Source organism: Halobacillus sp. HZG1 (assembly GCF_035818575.1).
Taxonomy (GTDB): domain Bacteria; phylum Bacillota; class Bacilli; order Bacillales; family Halobacillaceae; genus Halobacillus; species Halobacillus litoralis.
Genome location: NZ_JAYLVQ010000086.1, coordinates 20,011 through 36,442, shown reverse-complemented (window position 1 = coordinate 36,442; position 16,432 = coordinate 20,011). Strand labels below are relative to the sequence as shown.

The window sequence follows — 16,432 nt, the reverse complement described above, 5'->3', positions numbered from 1 at the left end:
GAACGTGGCATAGATCCTTTCTTCACTCGCTAGTCACTTCTTATAATGGCAATGCTTGTAAAGGCGGCTCTTCTTCGATGATCTGCTCGACTTTATTGTTCTCATCCATCAGAGCAATCTTTGGACGAAATTCTTCAAGTTCCTCTTCATGAAGCATCGCATAGGAAACAATAATGACAACATCATCCGGTTGTACACGTCGGGCTGCTGCACCATTCAGGCAGACCACACCGCTTCCGCGCTCACCAGCAATCACATAAGTCTCAAGACGTTCGCCATTATTATTGTTAACAATCTGCACTTTTTCATGGGGGAGTATACCGACTTGATCAAGCAAATCCTGATCGATAGTCACACTTCCCACATAATTCAAATTCGCTTCCGTTACGCGAGCCCGGTGTATTTTTGCTTTCATCATTGTACGAAACATATGATATGACCTCCTTGTCGATCACCCATAAATGACATGTCCATCATGATTAAAAACGACATTGTCAATCAATCTCACATGGTCATAAAATACAGCCGCAGCGAGAATCACAGGACGATCGATGTTCTCTATAGATTCTAACTCAGGATAAGATAATAATTCAATATAATCTATCTTACCACGAGTTTTCTGTTCAAGAAACTTCTCAGTCGCCTCAATGATCAATTCTTTGGACTTTTGCCCTTCTTTAACAAGTTTCCTTCCGTACTGCAGCGATTCCTGTATAGCTGGAGCCTCTTTTCGTTCCTCATCAGACAGTCGGACATTTCTACTACTCTTCGCAAGGCCGTCCTGTTCCCTAACCGTAGGAACAGGAATGAGATGAACAGGAATGTTATAGTCTTTGATTAAGGCATCAACGACAGCTACTTGCTGGGCGTCCTTCATACCGAAGTAGACGTTGTCAGGCCTTGTAATGTTAAATAACTTTGTAAGGACGGTAACGACACCATCAAAATGCCCAGGGCGGCTTTTTCCGCACAATACATTCGTCCGGCTGGTCACCGTCATAAGTACGGACAATGGCTGCGGATACATGGTCCCGGGGGTAGGAAGAAATACAAGATCCACGCCGTTTTCTTCTGCTGCGTTACGATCTCGGTCCTCATCACGAGGGTATGTATCCAGATCTTCCCCTTCCCCGAACTGAAGCGGATTAACAAAAATACTGAGAATCACCTTATCATTTTCCTTCTTCGCTTCTTCAATAAGGCGGATGTGCCCCTCATGAAGGTAGCCCATCGTAGGTACAAAACCAATGGTGTAGCCGTTCTTCTTCCACTCGGAAATCAATGTGTTCACTTGATCTATTTCTCTTAGTACTTTCATTTTTCACTTTACTCCTCCGGCAGTTCATTAAGGTTCATAGTAAATGTGTGGGATTCTTCCGGAAATGTCTTCGTCTTCACTTCTTTTACATAGGATTGAACCGCTTCTCCCAGAAGATGGTTGCTATCGATATATGGTTTTACGAACTTTGGTAATCGATCTACTCCATATTTTAGAATATCGTGATAGACAAGAACCTGACCATCACACTCTGCCCCGGCACCAATTCCTATCGTAGGGATAGATAATCGGTTTGTGATTTTCTCTGCTAACTGCCTCGGAACGCACTCAAGGACAATCGCCATGGCACCTGCCGCTTCTATTTCAAGGGCTTCCTCAATGAGTCTTACTGCTGAACCCTGGTCTTTTCCTTGAACTTTATAGCCCCCAAGCACATTGACTGATTGAGGAGTTAAGCCGATGTGGCCGACCACAGGAATACCAGCATGAACAAGCTTTTTCATCATTACAGAGACTTCGCCACTTCCTTCAAGCTTTAAAGCCTGTGCTCCCGTTTCCTGATAAAGTCTGCGTGCATTTCTCAAGGTATCCTCTGTGGAAATATGATAGGACATAAACGGCATATCAATCACTTTGAATGTATCAGGAGCACCACGTTGAACAGCTTTCCCGTGGTGGATCATATCTTCCATAGTCACTGGAATCGTTGAATCATAACCAAGTACTGTCATTCCTAAGCTGTCGCCGATGAGAATCATGTCGACATTCGCTTCTTCTGACATTTTAGCTGACGGATAATCATAACTTGTAATCATGGCGATTTTATCTTTCTCTTGCTTCATACGCAGGAACTGTCCCTTATTACGCATGATATCCTCCCTCTCCCCAGTGAATTTCCGCTGAATATAGTTTCTCTTCTTCTCCATCTATGCTTCTCGCACGTAAAGCTCCATCAGGCTCAATCCCTATCAGGGTCGCCTGCCAAGTTTTTCTCATCGTAGATATGGTCACTTCTTCACCGATTTTGTAGCCGAAGTGCTCCCAATCTTTTTTAATCGATGCGAACCCATGGGACTCAAAACGCTCATATGTCTCTTCAAATAGACGGAGGATATGCTGGACGGTTTGTTGTATATTCCAATGCTCGCTGGATTCGATTTTAAGTGAAGATGCTTTGTATTGGATATCAGAAGGAATTTCGCGATCTTCTTGGTTAACGTTCATTCCCATACCCAGCACAATATATTGAATCGTGTCCTGTTCTGCCTGCATTTCGGTAAGAATTCCAGAAACTTTCTTATGGTTAATCAATAAATCATTCGGCCATTTGATTTGTGGGACCAGCGAAGACCTTTCTGCAATCATCCTTGCTAATACGGTCGCTGCCAGGAGGGTGATTTGAGGTGCTTGCACAGGAGGCAAATTCGGGCGTAAGAGGATACTCATCCATATTCCCTTTCCTTTTGGTGAATCCCAATTTCTCGACATTCGGCCTTTCCCTTTCACCTGTTCATCAGCAATGACCACGGTGCCATGTGGTTTGCCTTGTTTGGCAAGCTGATGCACAATTTCCTGAGTAGATTCAACCTGGTCGTAATGATGCAATTCATGACCGAGCCATTTTGTCCCCAGTCCCCATCTAAGAGTGTTTTCACTGATTTTATCGGGGGAAGACAAAATTTTGTACCCTTTGCGTTGAACGGCTTCAATTTCATACCCGTCTTTTTTTAATTCGTTCATATGCTTCCAAACAGCTGTTCTTGATATTCCCAACTGGTCAGAAAGTTCCTGACCTGATATATGGCCTTCAAGATGATTTAGTAACTCGATTAATTCCTTGCGGGTGGATTCCATTCCCTCACCCACTCCTTTATCTTTTCGTATTCATTTTCTATTTCTCCTGTAACCACACGGTGTTCAATCATATCCATCCATTCGGATATCCATGGGCCTTTTGGTCGTTCTGAAAACAATTGCAGAAGGTCTCTAGCCTGAAAAGTCAGCTCTCTTTTGTCCTGAATAGGAAGGTGTGCTTTGATTTTCTTCAACTCATCTCCCAAATTCTTTTCCTGGGAATGTAAAGCCAGAGACAATCTTGTAAAAGAAGGAAAGAGTTCTTCATCCAATTGGTAGACAAGCCATGATGTCACCATTTTGTCACCTACATACTTTTTATATGCGTGCAGCAATTGGTCTGTCTTTTTTATGGTATCTTTTGAAAGTTTCCATGACTTCATGAAATTCCCTGAAGATAGCTGAGGGTATTGGATCACGTAAAAGGCGATAATTTCATGCCATCCAAATAACGGTGAGCCAGGTATATTCGTTCGAATGTCCAAATCTTCTAGAATCGGCAGGTGTTTTTTCAATCCTGTCGTGTGCAGTAACTGTAAGCCCAAGGCATAATTCGAACCTTTAAATATCTTCTCCACTTCCACTGCTATTCTTTCAATGGAAATGTATTGGAGTAAATGTGACATGTGGTTCAATGCTTCCATGGTCTTCTTTTCAATCTGAAAAGATAGTTGGCTTGCAAATCTTACAGCTCTCATCATTCGTAACGGATCTTCCTGAAAACGCTCAGACGGCTGTCCAACGGCTTCAATCTTCTTATTTTTTATGGCCTCATGTCCGTGGTAGGGATCAATAAGCCTGCCGTCCCTGCTCATAGCAATTGCATTAGTCGTAAAGTCTCTGCGGGCCAGATCAAGGGTAATGTCCCGGACGAATGTCACCTCATCTGGATGACGGTAATCTTCATAACCTTCTTCTACTCGATATGTGGTAACTTCATAGGAAACGGAACGATGGCGTACGATGACTGTCCCATGTTCAATTCCTACAGGGATGACTTTTTCAAATATTTCCTGGATCCGTTCAGGCTTTTCAGACGTAGCTATATCGATATCATTGACAGGGCTGCCACTTAAAAAGTCACGAACGGCCCCACCGACGATGTAAGCTTCGCCTCCAGCTTCTTCAATCTTTTGAATCACTTCAAAGGCTGGTTTGAAAACTTCGTATTTATCCATGGTTCAAAACCTGATCGTATAAAGTTTCATACTGGCTTAAGATTGTGTTCGTTGCGAATTTGTCATGCACCACTCTTTTGGCTTGTTCAGCCATCATTTGATGCAATCCTTTATCCTCTAATACTTTTTTGGCAAAGTAAGAAATTTGTTCAACATTTCCAAGTTCTGCAATAAAACCAGTCTCCCCATGATCGATAACTTCTGGGATTCCCCCAATATTTGTTCCAATACAAGGCACGCCGCAAGCCATGGCTTCAAGGAGTACAAGTCCAAAACTCTCTTTTTCAGATAACAATAATTTCAAATCTGAAATCGAAAGCAGTTCACTTACGTTTTCCTGTTTCCCTAGAAAGAGAACATCTTCTTCTAAGCCCAGCTGTTGAACAAGTTGATGACACTCGGAATATTCCGGACCATCTCCAACGAGCAATAACTTTGCCGGCATTTGTTCTGCAACAGTAGCAAAGGTTTTGATGACATCTGTTACTCTTTTTACTCTTCTGAAATTAGAGATATGGATAAGTACGGCATCTTCCTCATCGATGCCATAATGTTCTTTCAGACGTTGATCATCCCTCCGATAATACTCTCTTTCATCTACAAAATTATAGATGACGTCGATATTCCGGTCCGTATGTAACATTTCTTTCGTCTGGTCCACAAGGCTTTGCGAGACAGCTGTGACTCTGTCCGACTGTTCGATGCCGAAGCGAATCATTTGTTTAAGGCTCGAATCGATGCCCAGGACGGTTATATCTGTACCGTGAAGGGTCGTAATAATTTTCACATCACGTTCACACATTTGCTTGGCTAAAATCGCACAAATGGCATGCGGCATCGCATAATGGACATGAAGAATATCCAATTCCTCTCTATTGATGACATCTGCCATCTTAGCTGCGAGAGCTAAGTCATAAGGAGGGTGTTGAAAAACTGGATAATTGCTCACTTCCACTTCATGATAATAAATGTTCGGGTACACACGGTTCAGGCGGAAGGGAACTTGAGAGGCAACAAAATGGATTTCATGCCCTTTCTCTGCCAGCAACTTCCCAAGCTCTGTAGCAATGACACCTGATCCCCCGACGGTCGGGTAACAAGTGATACCTATTTTAGCCATAATCGATCACTCCTGTTATCTGTTCATTTCAATGATGCCTTTCCAATCAAAATCTTCATGATCCAGAGCATGAATCATAATATCGGCCATAGCCTGGTTAGTAGCTACCGGGATTTGGTGAACATCACATAACCTCAGCAATGCACTAATATCGGGTTCATGGGGCTGTGCTGTAAGTGGATCGCGGAAAAAGACAACCATATGCATTTCCTCACTGGCAATTTTAGCACCAATTTGTTGATCTCCTCCGAGTGGCCCCGATTGAAATCTTGTCACTTTCAAATCTGCTTCATCTGCAATCCTCATACCTGTCGTACCTGTAGCATATAGTTGATGCTTGGATAGAATAGAATGGTACTTTTTCGCAAAACGGATAATATCTTCCTTTTTTTTATCGTGGGCAATTAATGCAATATTCATTATAACCTCTCCCTGTTAGTCAAGTATGTGTTCAAGACCATAGACGAGGACATCAAGTTCCATCACACGCTCGGCAGCAAGCTTCACCCCACTCATGAATGATTCACGATGAATGGAGTCATGTTTTACAGTAAGGGTTTCTCCTTGTCCACCAAAAATCACTTCCTGGTGAGCGACAAGCCCCGGAAGCCTCATGCTGTGAATTTTCATTCCATCAACATCCGCCCCACGTGCTCCTCGAAGTGTCTCTGCCTCTGATTCATGTCCCTGCTTATGCGGATCACGCACTTCTTTAATTAATTCAGCAGTTTTAAGAGCGGTCCCTGAAGGTGCATCAAGCTTTTGGTCATGATGCTTCTCGATGATTTCAACATCCGGAAAATGCTTGGCTGCCCACTTTGAAAATTGCATCATGAGTACAGCACCAATAGCGAAGTTAGGAGCAATAATGGTCCCAATACCTCTTTCCGAGGCGAGTGTCGTCAATTCAGCCAGCTCATCTTCTGAAAACCCTGTTGTACCGACGACAGGTCTGACCCCGTTTTCAATAGCAAGCTTTGTATGTTTGTACCCATTCTCAGGAGTAGTCAGATCGATCAGGACGTCAGCTTCCACTTCACTGAGACAGGTGGCCGCATCCGTATAAATAATCGCATCCATATCAGGAAGGCCGTCCAGCTCTTTTACACTCATTCCATCGTGTTTTCGATCAATACAAGCCACAAGAGTAAGAGTGGGTTGATTGTGAATCATTTTTAATGCTTCTTTGCCCATTTTACCACGAGGTCCTGCAACAATCACTTTAATATTATTCACCTTTTGTTCCTCCTTCTTTACGTGTCCAACGGTCTTTATCTCTCGTCTCAATTTTACTCATGGATTGTTCAAAAGCGTCAGAGAGGTCAATGTCCAGTGAATTTGCGAAACATGTAAGGACGAAAATAACATCGCCCAGTTCCTCTTCAAGAGCTTTATCTTCTTCTGTACTCTTTTTTGGTTTCTCTCCGTATCTATGGTTGATTTCTCTTGCCATCTCTCCCACTTCTTCTGTCAAGCGTGCCTGAAGACTGAGAGGAGAAAAATAACCTTCTTTAAATTGCGATATGTAATCATCCACTCTTTTTTGGATATCTTTTGTCGTATAGTTCATTAAAAACCCTCGCTTCTTTAAAGACTCTCCCTAAATGGTAGCCAAAAGCCCGCCATTTGACAAATTTTTTAGTTTGAGCAAATAAAAATAATTCTTTATTTTATATAAGCTCCCGTTTGATGGCAGTGTCGAGACTTTTGTTGGGTGGATGGGGGCTGCAGGGAATAGCTCGCTTTCCGCGGGGGTGCGGTGAGCCACCTCCGACTGCGTCCTGCGGGGTCTCACCATGCACTTTTTCCCCGCAGGAGTCTCCCCATTCCCCTCCGCCCCTTTTCCACGCAAGGTACTCGATACCACTACTATAAGGTCGGTTCGTATGATTATGGAAAGTGTATTATAGAACGCCTTCATAGCACTTAAAAGTTTGATCCAAAGGTCTTTATACATCGAACATTCGGATAGAGGAAGACCGTACAACTTGGTACAGATGTTCGTTTCTCACCATAATTGTATGGGGTGGTTGGGAAGCAGCGAGACTCCCTTGGGAGAAAGGAGACCTGCAAGATCCCCCAGGCCATAGCCCGAGAAAGCTTGCCACTCCCCCACAGGAAAGTGTTCAAATGCGGAATCGCCCTGGTGGACACGATTGGTATAAACTTCAATAATTTCTTTTTCAATCATTAATAACTGGGGTAATAAAAGCCAATATATAAAAGATGTTATTGCCGCATTCACATGAATTATCTATAATTGAAGTCGTGTGACAACTATTGGAGGTGTACATATGAAAATCTTCGGATTGCGCGTAAAAAATATCATATGGATTTTAATCGGATCCGCCATCTTCTCTTTCGGACTCGTTCATTTCAACATTCAAAATGAATTAGGAGAAGGCGGGTTTACGGGAATTACTTTATTACTTTTATACTTGTTCGAATGGGACCCTGCCATTATGAATATTGTGCTCAATATTCCAGTCCTCATCATCGGATGGAAAATTCTTGGTCGTACTACATTCTTTTATTCTCTAATCGGCATCCTTGCTGTTTCTGTTTTCATTTCGGTTTCTCAAACCTATATGATTGAATTCAACTTGTCCGATGATCTTACATTGGCTGCTTTGTTCGCAGGTGTTTTCATAGGAGTAGGACTGGGCATAATTTTCCGGTACGGAGGGACAACAGGCGGAGTCGATATTATCGCACGACTTGTAAATAAATATCTCGGATGGAGTATGGGAAGAGCCATGTTTCTCTTTGATGCGCTCGTTATTTTTGTTTCCATTATCACATACCTCGAGTACACAAGAGGGATGTACACACTGGTAGCTGTTTTTGTCGGAGCACGAGTTATAGACTTTATACAAGAAGGGGCATACGCTGCGAGAGGCACAACCATTATTTCTGAAAAAAGTGAAGAGATATCAAGGCGCGTAATGCAAGAAATGGATAGAGGAGTAACCGTACTCGAAGGAAGAGGGTCCTTTTCCGGTTCCAAGAGGGATGTGCTTTATTGTGTCATCGGTAAAAATGAAATTGTTAGACTCAAGTCCATTATTGACCATATTGATCCTCATGCCTTTGTAGCTGTCAGTCATGTACATGATGTAATGGGCGAAGGCTTTACTCTTGATGAGAACAAAAATCCAATAGATTGATTTTTTACACAAAAAAACCGATCCTTTTTATAAGGATCGGTTTTAAAATTATTCTTCATTCATACCTACGAACATAAACACAAAGCGCAGCAGTTCAGCAAGTGCAACCAGAGCACCCGCGACATATGTCATCGCTGCAGCATTCAACACTTTCTTCGTTTTACGCTCTTCATCATTACGGATGACTCCAGTTGATACCAATTGACTCATCGCACGGTTTGAGGCATCGAATTCAACAGGCAATGTGATCAATTGGAACAACACAGCAGCCGCGAAGAAAACAATTCCTGCCAATGCAAGTCCGGACATTCCAAGGAGAAATCCACCGATAATAAGGAAGATGGAAATGTTAGAACCAAAACTTGCCACGGGAACAAGAGCACTTCTGAAGCGTAAAAATGCATAATCCTGTGCATCCTGAATGGCGTGACCAACTTCGTGTGCAGCTACAGCAGCTCCGGCTGTTGAACGGCCATGGTAAATATCTGTTGAAAGACGAATCACTTTCGAACGAGGGTCATAGTGATCGGTTAAATGGCCGCGGACTTCTTCTACAGCAACATTGTATAAACCATTGTCATCAAGTATTTTTCTAGCTACCTCGGCTCCTGACATGGCTGAGGATGTCGTAACTTTTGAATACTTCTTGTAGGTGCTTTTCACCTTTGATTGCGCCCAGAGTGGAATAATCAATATCAGCGCAAAGTAAATGATAAAACTCATCTTTCATTCCTCCATCTTGGATGTGAGTATATAGGTCAATTTTAGTCAAAAACGCATGAAAAATCAACTATGACTACTCTTCATTGTGTGTCTATTTTTCGAACTTTCTCTATAATTAATCGCTCCTACATACAACAAAGTCACTAAAATCGCGCCACCTATGAAAAGGACGGTCAATAGAAAAGCATTCCAGTCACCCTGTGACTTTACTTGAACGAGCTCTATGATTTTTCCGCTGAAATGTTCCCGACCGGTCACCGAATCCACAATTGATAATTCTTGCAGGGCTTGATCGGCTTCTTGGACTTTTGCCTTATCAACAAAATTCATAACAACTGGACGTATCATATTCCATTCCTTCTCAATGTCATCAAGAGGAACAGAAGATAAAGAACGGTCTGAAAAATGCTCAAGCTTTTCTGTTATTACAGGATAAGGGTTATCAGAGGATGTAACTTCCAGGAAAGTAAGGAGACCCTCTTCCCACCTGGTTTCTTCAAGATTATTTGTTGAACCGTACATATCCAGGCGGGTCCATGCTTCCTTATGTTGATCCGGAAGGGTTTGGACATATTGTTCCATTTCTGCATATTTACTATTCCAAAGCCGCTCAGCAAGGTCAAACTTTTCATCCGCAGCCAACCGACGATATTGTGACGCAAAAGCTTCCCAATCAGGAGATCCCTCCGACCATGAATGTGCAAGGCCGGATGGTACAATTGTGAAAATAAGGGAACAAATGAACAACAACATAACACGTCCCATTTCACTTCTCCCCTCTCACAAGTATTATTTCATCTTATGAGAAGGAAATAAAATTTAGACCGGGGATTTTCTGCGAACAGTTAAGGTATAAGCACAAAGGATACATGCGATACTCAGCCAAAACGTAAAATACCCGATTTCATCCATATACTCAATAATAGCAGGATAGACCGGCATTTGTCCGAAAACATAATCAATGACATCATTGTGAAGCGTCCATATGGCAGCAACAACAATATGTCTCATTTCTATTTTATAAAAAGGAGCATACAAAAGACCTTGAACAGCCATAGCTCCATGTGAAATAACCAACATATAACCAGTCCATGGAAGTGACCCATATTCCAATAAAGTCAAACCATTCATTATGACTGCCCAAACTCCATATTTTAAAAGAGTGATGATAGCCAGTGCTTCTATGTAAGGAATATTTTTTCCAAAAATATAGAACCCCAGAAATATAGTAAAGAACAAACTCGCTGTCGGACTGTCAGGAACAAACAGCAGAAAGACAGGTTCAGTCACAGAAAGCTGAGGTTCGTACCATATATACCCGTAAATAGTTCCAAATAAATTTATGAAGAAAAGCATAATTAAAAACGATCGGCTCGTCAGTAAATAGATGATCATTTGCTTCATGTTGCCACATACCTCCAATACAAATGTAGCCGCGCTTTTAAACGCGCGGCTACAGTGAATTAAGTATCTAATTATTCTTCAGATCCGGAACCTTCTTCAGATGAACCTTCCTCGGATCCTCCTTCGGACTCTTCACCAGAGGAACCCTCCTCAGATTCACCTTCAGACCCTTCTTCGGATGAACCTTCTTCAGATTCACTTTCAGATCCTTCACCAGAAGAACCTTCCTCAGATCCTCCTTCGCCTTCTCCACCGGCTTCACCACCGCCAGCTTGGACGACGAATTCAGCAAGTTGCTGAAGCTCTTCATCACTACCGCCAAAAATACCAGCAGGCATTTCACCGACACCATTAACTGCAATATCTTTGACTTGATCAACAGTCAATTCAGCATCGATTAAGGATGGGTAGTTCCCTTGTCCTTGCAAGGCATCCCCATGACAGCTCAAGCAGTTTGCTTCATAAACAGCATAACCAGGATGCTCTTTATCGATCGTTGATTCAACCGCTTCCACGTTGACTCCGTATTTTTCTGCACGCATTTCATAATCAGCATGAGAAACAGACTCATATGTCAACCAGAAGGTTGCGATAAAGCCTAAAATCATCAATCCAACAGCAATCGGACGCTTATGAGGGCGACGTTCTGGACCGCGATCCAGGAATGGCGCCAGCAGCAAAGCACCGAAGGCTAGACCTGGCATAACGATGGCACCAAGAACGATGTAATCTCCACCTGCAAATTGATATTTTAGAAATTGATACAAGAATAAGAAATACCAGTCCGGCAATGGTATATAACCGGCGTTGTTTGGATCCGCCTGTTGCTCAAGTGGTGATGGGTGAGCAGCAGTCAATATAAGAAATCCGATTAAGAAGACAGATCCTACGAGCCATTCCTTCAACAAGAAATTAGGCCAGAAGGCTTCTGTACGGCCTGGGTATTCCGAATAATCTTTTGGTAAGTTGGCTTTTCGTTCTGCCGTGATTCGTGAATCACCGACGAACTTCATCCCTTTTCCCCTATGCACAGCTTTCCCTCCTTTTTAACGTTACATTTTATAGTGGTCCGGAAATTCCTTGTTTACGGATTAAAATGAAGTGGAACGCCATCAACCCGAACAGTGCAGCCGGCAAGAAGAATACGTGAATAGCAAAGAAACGTGTAAGCGTTTGAGCACCAACAATCGACGGGTCTCCGGCTAGTAATGTCCGAATCTGATCCCCGATAAATGGTGTGGCTGCTGCTATTTCAAGACCAACCTGAGTCGCGAAGTAAGCTTTGTTATCCCAAGGTAACAGGTATCCTGTGAAGCCTAACCCAAGCATGACGAAGAACAAAAGTACACCAATAACCCAGTTCAACTCACGTGGTTTTTTATAAGCTCCTTGGAAGAATACCCGTAGCGTATGTAAGAATAACATGACGATGACGAGACTCGCTCCCCAGTGGTGCATACCACGGACGATTTGACCATAAGCAACCTCTCGCTGCAAGTAATACACAGATTTCCAAGCGTTTTCAATGTCTGGAACATAATACATCGTCAAGAACATCCCAGACAGGATTTGAATGACCGTGATAAAGAAAGTCAATCCACCAAAACAATACACAAATGCTGAAAAATGGTGTGCTGGGTTTACGTGTTCAGGAACTTCGTGATCTGCGATATCACGCCACAGCGGGGTAATATCTACACGCTCGTCCACCCAGTCGTAAATTTTCTGAAGCATGTATTATGCCCCCCCTCCTGAATCTTTCGTTTCACCTAGGTAAAGCATGTCTTCTTCTACCTTAAACTCAAATCGAGGCAGTGGCGCCGTCGGTGGAGTTCCAGGCACGTTCGTTCCGTCTTTCGTGTACCGGCCTGCGTGACAAGGACAGAAGAATTGGTTCGGGTACTCCTCATTGGAAGCCCAGTCGACCGTACATCCCAAGTGAGTACAAATCGGTGATAGTGCTACAATTTCATCATTGTCGTTTCTGTACACCCAAGCTGTTTTTTGAACTTCTGATTCATACCAAGCATCTACTTGATCGATCGTCCATTCAAAACGCTGCGGTTCATTCGTAATTTCATCAACGGAAGCTACGGAGATGAAATCTCCACCCTCTTTCGTTTTCAATACGGGATCGATTGCGAAACGAACCATCGGTGCAAGCATGCCCGCTGCCATGAAACCGCCTACACCAGTGAGTGTATAGTTCAGAAACTGACGTCGGGATACTCGTTTTTTATCGCTCATTCTTTTCCCCCCTCTATGCTGTAATCCATGCGACATGGATTGATTACACACAGTTTACTAGGACATTACCATGATAGCGCAATCTCAAGGCGCGGTCAATAAATTATCAAACCTTGTCGGAACTTTTATCCAGTTACCAATAGGCCTGGATCAATTCACTGATCTGATGGGCCTGCTCGCGGACGAACGATTGTGTTTCTGTAGACTGGATGTCGCCGGAACCCATGCCGGGCACCCATAGGACGTGTCCCTCAAGATCTGCTTCGTGTTTTTTCCATTTACTGTCGAAAGTGAAAAGGAAAATATGATGGAAAGGCTGTTCTTTAAACTTATGAATCCAACGATTGATCCTCTCTTTTTCGTCAGCTTGTGATCCTTCAAGGTAATGATAATCCGGCGCTAGGAATATCCTTCCCTTGTATTCTTTTTCGATCAGGTTCGTAAACACCTGGTTCAGCTCCCGTTGGAAGGCCTGCTTTACCATCTGTTGATCGTTCCCGGGATCAAAGGGTATCAAGGGAATGATTACGGTATCAATATACTGTTTTTCCGGTATATATTGCGTAGTATCTGCTTTTGTCCATCTCATAATTCATTTCATCCTTTATCTATGTATCATTTTCTCTTTATTTTACTATATTTAAACAAAAATGAAAGCCGGGACTCTTCTTTTGAAGGTACCGGCTTTCCTAGTTTATAAAAATGTATTCAAATCCTGTTTGACTTTTTCAAGTTTTCCACATAAGGTTTTGAACTCATCACGCGCTCCATTGATGAGAGCTTCATCAATTCGATCTTCCAGGCTTTTCTGTCTATGCTGCAAAAGACTGACAGACAAAAGGCGTTCCGCTTCATTCTTATCTCTGTCATTTAAGTAATAGTCTTTTGGAAGATAAGGATTCTCTTCAAGGACTAGGGCATACTTCGAGCATTGCTGGGCATTCTCGAAATTCATTTGGATATAGACAGCTTCACCTTGATTCATCCTTAAATCATGAAACGACTTCTCGGCATCATTCGTCATAACCTGGCCTTTATAAAAACGGAAAGGTGGGTCAGAAACACCCTGGGCACTAATTTCCATGCCACGCGGACAAAACTTCACTTCCTGGACAAAATGGACACTTGACAAAAGAGATTCATGGTTCATTAAATAATTAAGAATCCAAACACTCTCTCGCTTTTTCAACTGAAAGTGATTCAAAAACCAGCGGACAAAGTCTTTTTTCTCATCCACAGAGATTGGTGTTTGCATATGGGCGCCCCTCCTGCGCTTTATTAATCAGCTCATTGTTCTTTCAGCCGCTCGACGAAGTCCTCAATTTCTGTATCTGTAGGATCAATAGCCAGGTATTCTTCAAAAATCTGCCGTGCTTCTGACATCCTTCCTTCTTCTACAAGGAAGTAACCGTAGGATTTCAAGAAATCTGTATCTTCTTTCAAGGAAGGATACGCTTGTTGATATTGTTCATAAGCTTCCTTGAATCTCTCTTCCTCTTCATAAGCTTGAGCAAGTTCCCACAAGTAATTCGGATCTTCCTCACCAAGGGAAATTAACTCGTTGATCAAATCGATGATCTTTTCATTCATATCGTCCGACTTATAATTTTCAATTAGGAAAAGGATCGCTTCTTTATATCCTGGATCCAGAGCAACTGCTTCTCTCATCCACTTGTACCCTTCTTCTTTATTCCCCTGTCTATGAGATAACGTACCGGCAAGATGATAGAGCTCTTTATTGAATTCATCTTTCGCAAGGCCTTTTTTAGCCATTTCCAATGCTTCATTGGGCATACCTTCTGAATCATAAGCTTGAGCTAAGTGTGGATAGACTGACTGGAAATAAGGGTCCTTTTCAATCAACTCTTCCCAAACATGGATGGCGATGTCATTACGGTTTGCCTGATAAGCTACAAAACCATAGCGGAACATTACGTCAGGATTATCTTCTTCTACCTTTTGGAAGAACTCTAGTGCTTGTTCAAATTCTCCATTGGCTGCATATGCTTCCGCTAGTCTAGTGGCGACTTCAATATCTCCGATGACCGGCTGATGATGCATAGCATTTTCATAATAAGGGATACTCTTTGAATATTCTCCATTGGAGAATGCAAGCTCGCCTAATGCAAAATCGATAATCGCTGAATTCGGCTCGACTTCTTTTGCCATGAGTAATTTTTGTTCAGCTACTTCGTAAAGTCCCTGAGACTGATAAAGATCCGCTAACTGCACGAGTGCCTGCAAATAGTCTTCATCTTCCGGACCAAATTGGTTCAGCAGTTCAATCGCTTCGTCATCTTCATCAAGATCAATGTGAATCTCTGCCATCATGACTTTCAGTTCCTGCTCTTTAGGATAGCGTTGAATCAGCTCGTGCAACACCATTTTCGCTTCTTCAAGCATCCCCCATTGCATGTATAGTTCAGCAATTGTAAACTTCTCTTCCTCGTCTGCTTCTGGTAAATATTGTGTTAGAGTTTTTATAGCATCTTCCGTCTTATGAGCTTCCATTTGACGAATGGCTTTTTGAATTTCCTCCATGATGACATCCTTTCCGCTTATACAAAATGCTTGTGAATCTTCACTTTTATGTGGGAGCCAGGTGTTTCATCGATGACCTTTTGGTTCACCTGTTTCACCTGTCCATTCATAACCGTTACATTCGGAACAGAATTATGATATCTAAAATCCTCCGCCTCTTCAAACGATCGGTCTTCTGAAAAACGATAGAGATTATAATCTGCATGCCCTCCAGGGACGATTCCGCCTTTATGAGGATAGATTCCGCTGTCTTTTAAGTTTTTCAAAGAGAGCATTTCATCATCCTGTACATCTGTTAGCTTTATGATACCATACTGTTCGCAAAGTGAAGACCACAATTCTGCATAGTTGTTCGACGTATTCTCTGTATCTTTGACGAACAATGTCAACGGCATTCGTTTGTAACCCTGCGCCTGTGCTATCCATTCCCAACAAACATCAATCAGTTCCCCTGCGGACTGCACTTCCACACATAAAAAGGGGCTTCCTTTTCTGGCAAAAAAACGGACCATTTCAGGTCGCAGCATCTTTGCCGGCACAACAGGTATGACCATATAATCGAGCGGCAGAGATTGACATCGATTTAAAAAGTGGTCATATTGATTTCGGTAGTGACGTAAACTAGTCACTAGGTGTTGTGTGAGTAACAAGGTACACCCTCTTTTTATGTAGCGATTGCCTGTGTCTGTTACGGAGGGTGATAAAGCAAGCGGCTCCTTTTGATCCAGCATCACATGCCCTGGACTGACGTGAAATCCATCCACTACCATTAACGTGAAAGCTTCTTTTCCGGTACGATCTCTGACGAACTTCTTTTCCTTTACCGTGCATTCACTAAAACAGGGACCTTTCTCATTTTCAACATACCCTTGAAACCAATAAGCTCCCATACGACGAAACCTCCAAGTAGGCTTTTTAT

The 16,432-nt window shown here is 42.7% G+C and carries 20 protein-coding genes; 1 reads left to right on the top strand and 19 read right to left on the bottom strand.

All coding sequences use genetic code 11. From position 1 onward, the window contains the following. Window positions 1-40: 40 nt before the first annotated feature. From panD to VKA52_RS19265, 9 genes are read right to left on the bottom strand one after another with little or no spacing between them, the layout of a single operon-like run. The gene (gene panD, locus VKA52_RS19305) at window positions 41-430 is read right to left on the bottom strand and encodes an aspartate 1-decarboxylase (protein WP_160913520.1); all 390 of its coding nucleotides are present in this window, start codon (window positions 428-430) and stop codon (window positions 41-43) included. Between the two features lie 21 nt (window positions 431-451). Next, entirely contained in the window at window positions 452-1,318 is an 867-nt protein-coding gene (gene panC, locus VKA52_RS19300; protein WP_326316892.1) for a pantoate--beta-alanine ligase, read from the bottom strand. Window positions 1,319-1,326: 8 nt separating this feature from the next. Beyond that, entirely contained in the window at window positions 1,327-2,148 is an 822-nt protein-coding gene (panB, locus tag VKA52_RS19295; protein WP_160913524.1) for a 3-methyl-2-oxobutanoate hydroxymethyltransferase, read from the bottom strand. Beyond that, the gene (locus VKA52_RS19290) at window positions 2,141-3,133 is read right to left on the bottom strand and encodes a biotin--[acetyl-CoA-carboxylase] ligase (protein ID WP_160913526.1); all 993 of its coding nucleotides are present in this window, start codon (window positions 3,131-3,133) and stop codon (window positions 2,141-2,143) included. Before VKA52_RS19290 ends, panB begins: the two co-directional genes overlap by 8 nt. Beyond that, the gene (locus VKA52_RS19285) at window positions 3,109-4,311 is read right to left on the bottom strand and encodes a CCA tRNA nucleotidyltransferase (protein WP_326316891.1); all 1,203 of its coding nucleotides are present in this window, start codon (window positions 4,309-4,311) and stop codon (window positions 3,109-3,111) included. The genes VKA52_RS19290 and VKA52_RS19285 overlap by 25 nt, the downstream gene beginning before the upstream one ends. Then, a complete protein-coding gene (gene bshA / locus VKA52_RS19280; RefSeq protein WP_202412422.1) occupies window positions 4,304-5,431 on the bottom strand; it encodes an N-acetyl-alpha-D-glucosaminyl L-malate synthase BshA in 1,128 nt (375 codons plus the stop codon). Before bshA ends, VKA52_RS19285 begins: the two co-directional genes overlap by 8 nt. Window positions 5,432-5,446: 15 nt before the next feature. After that, window positions 5,447-5,851, bottom strand: coding sequence for a methylglyoxal synthase (locus tag VKA52_RS19275; RefSeq protein ID WP_160913530.1), 405 nt, complete (start codon window positions 5,849-5,851; stop codon window positions 5,447-5,449). A gap of 15 nt (window positions 5,852-5,866) precedes the next feature. After that, window positions 5,867-6,667: a 4-hydroxy-tetrahydrodipicolinate reductase gene (gene dapB / locus VKA52_RS19270; protein ID WP_160913531.1), complete on the bottom strand. Its 801-nt coding sequence runs from the start codon at window positions 6,665-6,667 to the stop codon at window positions 5,867-5,869. After that, window positions 6,660-7,001 (bottom strand): nucleotide pyrophosphohydrolase, encoded by a 342-nt coding sequence (locus tag VKA52_RS19265; RefSeq protein ID WP_160913533.1) that lies wholly within the window; start codon window positions 6,999-7,001, stop codon window positions 6,660-6,662. Before VKA52_RS19265 ends, dapB begins: the two co-directional genes overlap by 8 nt. Window positions 7,002-7,725: 724 nt before the next feature. Between VKA52_RS19265 and VKA52_RS19260 the strand changes: the two genes are divergently transcribed. Beyond that, complete coding sequence (locus VKA52_RS19260) at window positions 7,726-8,598, top strand: YitT family protein (RefSeq protein WP_160913535.1); 873 nt, start codon at window positions 7,726-7,728, stop codon at window positions 8,596-8,598. Window positions 8,599-8,646: 48 nt separating this feature from the next. On the opposite strand, the gene VKA52_RS19255 is transcribed toward VKA52_RS19260, so the two are convergent. The 10 genes from VKA52_RS19255 to VKA52_RS19210 form a co-directional block, all read right to left on the bottom strand. Continuing rightward, the gene (locus tag VKA52_RS19255) at window positions 8,647-9,321 is read right to left on the bottom strand and encodes a zinc metallopeptidase (RefSeq protein WP_160913537.1); all 675 of its coding nucleotides are present in this window, start codon (window positions 9,319-9,321) and stop codon (window positions 8,647-8,649) included. Window positions 9,322-9,384: 63 nt separating this feature from the next. Beyond that, on the bottom strand, window positions 9,385-10,086 hold the full coding sequence (locus VKA52_RS19250; protein ID WP_326316890.1) for a hypothetical protein: 702 nt from the start codon (window positions 10,084-10,086) through the stop codon (window positions 9,385-9,387). A 54-nt stretch (window positions 10,087-10,140) separates the two neighbouring features. Beyond that, the gene (locus tag VKA52_RS19245) at window positions 10,141-10,716 is read right to left on the bottom strand and encodes a DUF1405 domain-containing protein (protein WP_442788870.1); all 576 of its coding nucleotides are present in this window, start codon (window positions 10,714-10,716) and stop codon (window positions 10,141-10,143) included. A gap of 80 nt (window positions 10,717-10,796) precedes the next feature. Then, entirely contained in the window at window positions 10,797-11,756 is a 960-nt protein-coding gene (locus tag VKA52_RS19240) for a c-type cytochrome (RefSeq protein ID WP_442788867.1), read from the bottom strand. Window positions 11,757-11,784: 28 nt separating this feature from the next. Further along, complete coding sequence (gene qcrB / locus VKA52_RS19235; protein ID WP_160913544.1) at window positions 11,785-12,459, bottom strand: menaquinol-cytochrome c reductase cytochrome b subunit; 675 nt, start codon at window positions 12,457-12,459, stop codon at window positions 11,785-11,787. A 3-nt stretch (window positions 12,460-12,462) separates the two neighbouring features. Then, window positions 12,463-12,972, bottom strand: a complete 510-nt coding sequence (locus tag VKA52_RS19230) for a QcrA and Rieske domain-containing protein (RefSeq protein WP_160913546.1) — start codon at window positions 12,970-12,972, stop codon at window positions 12,463-12,465. Between the two features lie 133 nt (window positions 12,973-13,105). Beyond that, a complete protein-coding gene (locus VKA52_RS19225) occupies window positions 13,106-13,561 on the bottom strand; it encodes a YpiF family protein (RefSeq protein ID WP_160913548.1) in 456 nt (151 codons plus the stop codon). Window positions 13,562-13,666: 105 nt separating this feature from the next. Continuing rightward, the gene (locus tag VKA52_RS19220; RefSeq protein WP_326316888.1) at window positions 13,667-14,227 is read right to left on the bottom strand and encodes a ReoY family proteolytic degradation factor; all 561 of its coding nucleotides are present in this window, start codon (window positions 14,225-14,227) and stop codon (window positions 13,667-13,669) included. A 32-nt stretch (window positions 14,228-14,259) separates the two neighbouring features. Further along, on the bottom strand, window positions 14,260-15,513 hold the full coding sequence (locus VKA52_RS19215) for a tetratricopeptide repeat protein (RefSeq protein ID WP_160913552.1): 1,254 nt from the start codon (window positions 15,511-15,513) through the stop codon (window positions 14,260-14,262). Window positions 15,514-15,530: 17 nt separating this feature from the next. After that, window positions 15,531-16,403: a hypothetical protein gene (locus VKA52_RS19210; RefSeq protein WP_326316887.1), complete on the bottom strand. Its 873-nt coding sequence runs from the start codon at window positions 16,401-16,403 to the stop codon at window positions 15,531-15,533. Between the last annotated feature and the right edge of the window lie 29 nt (window positions 16,404-16,432).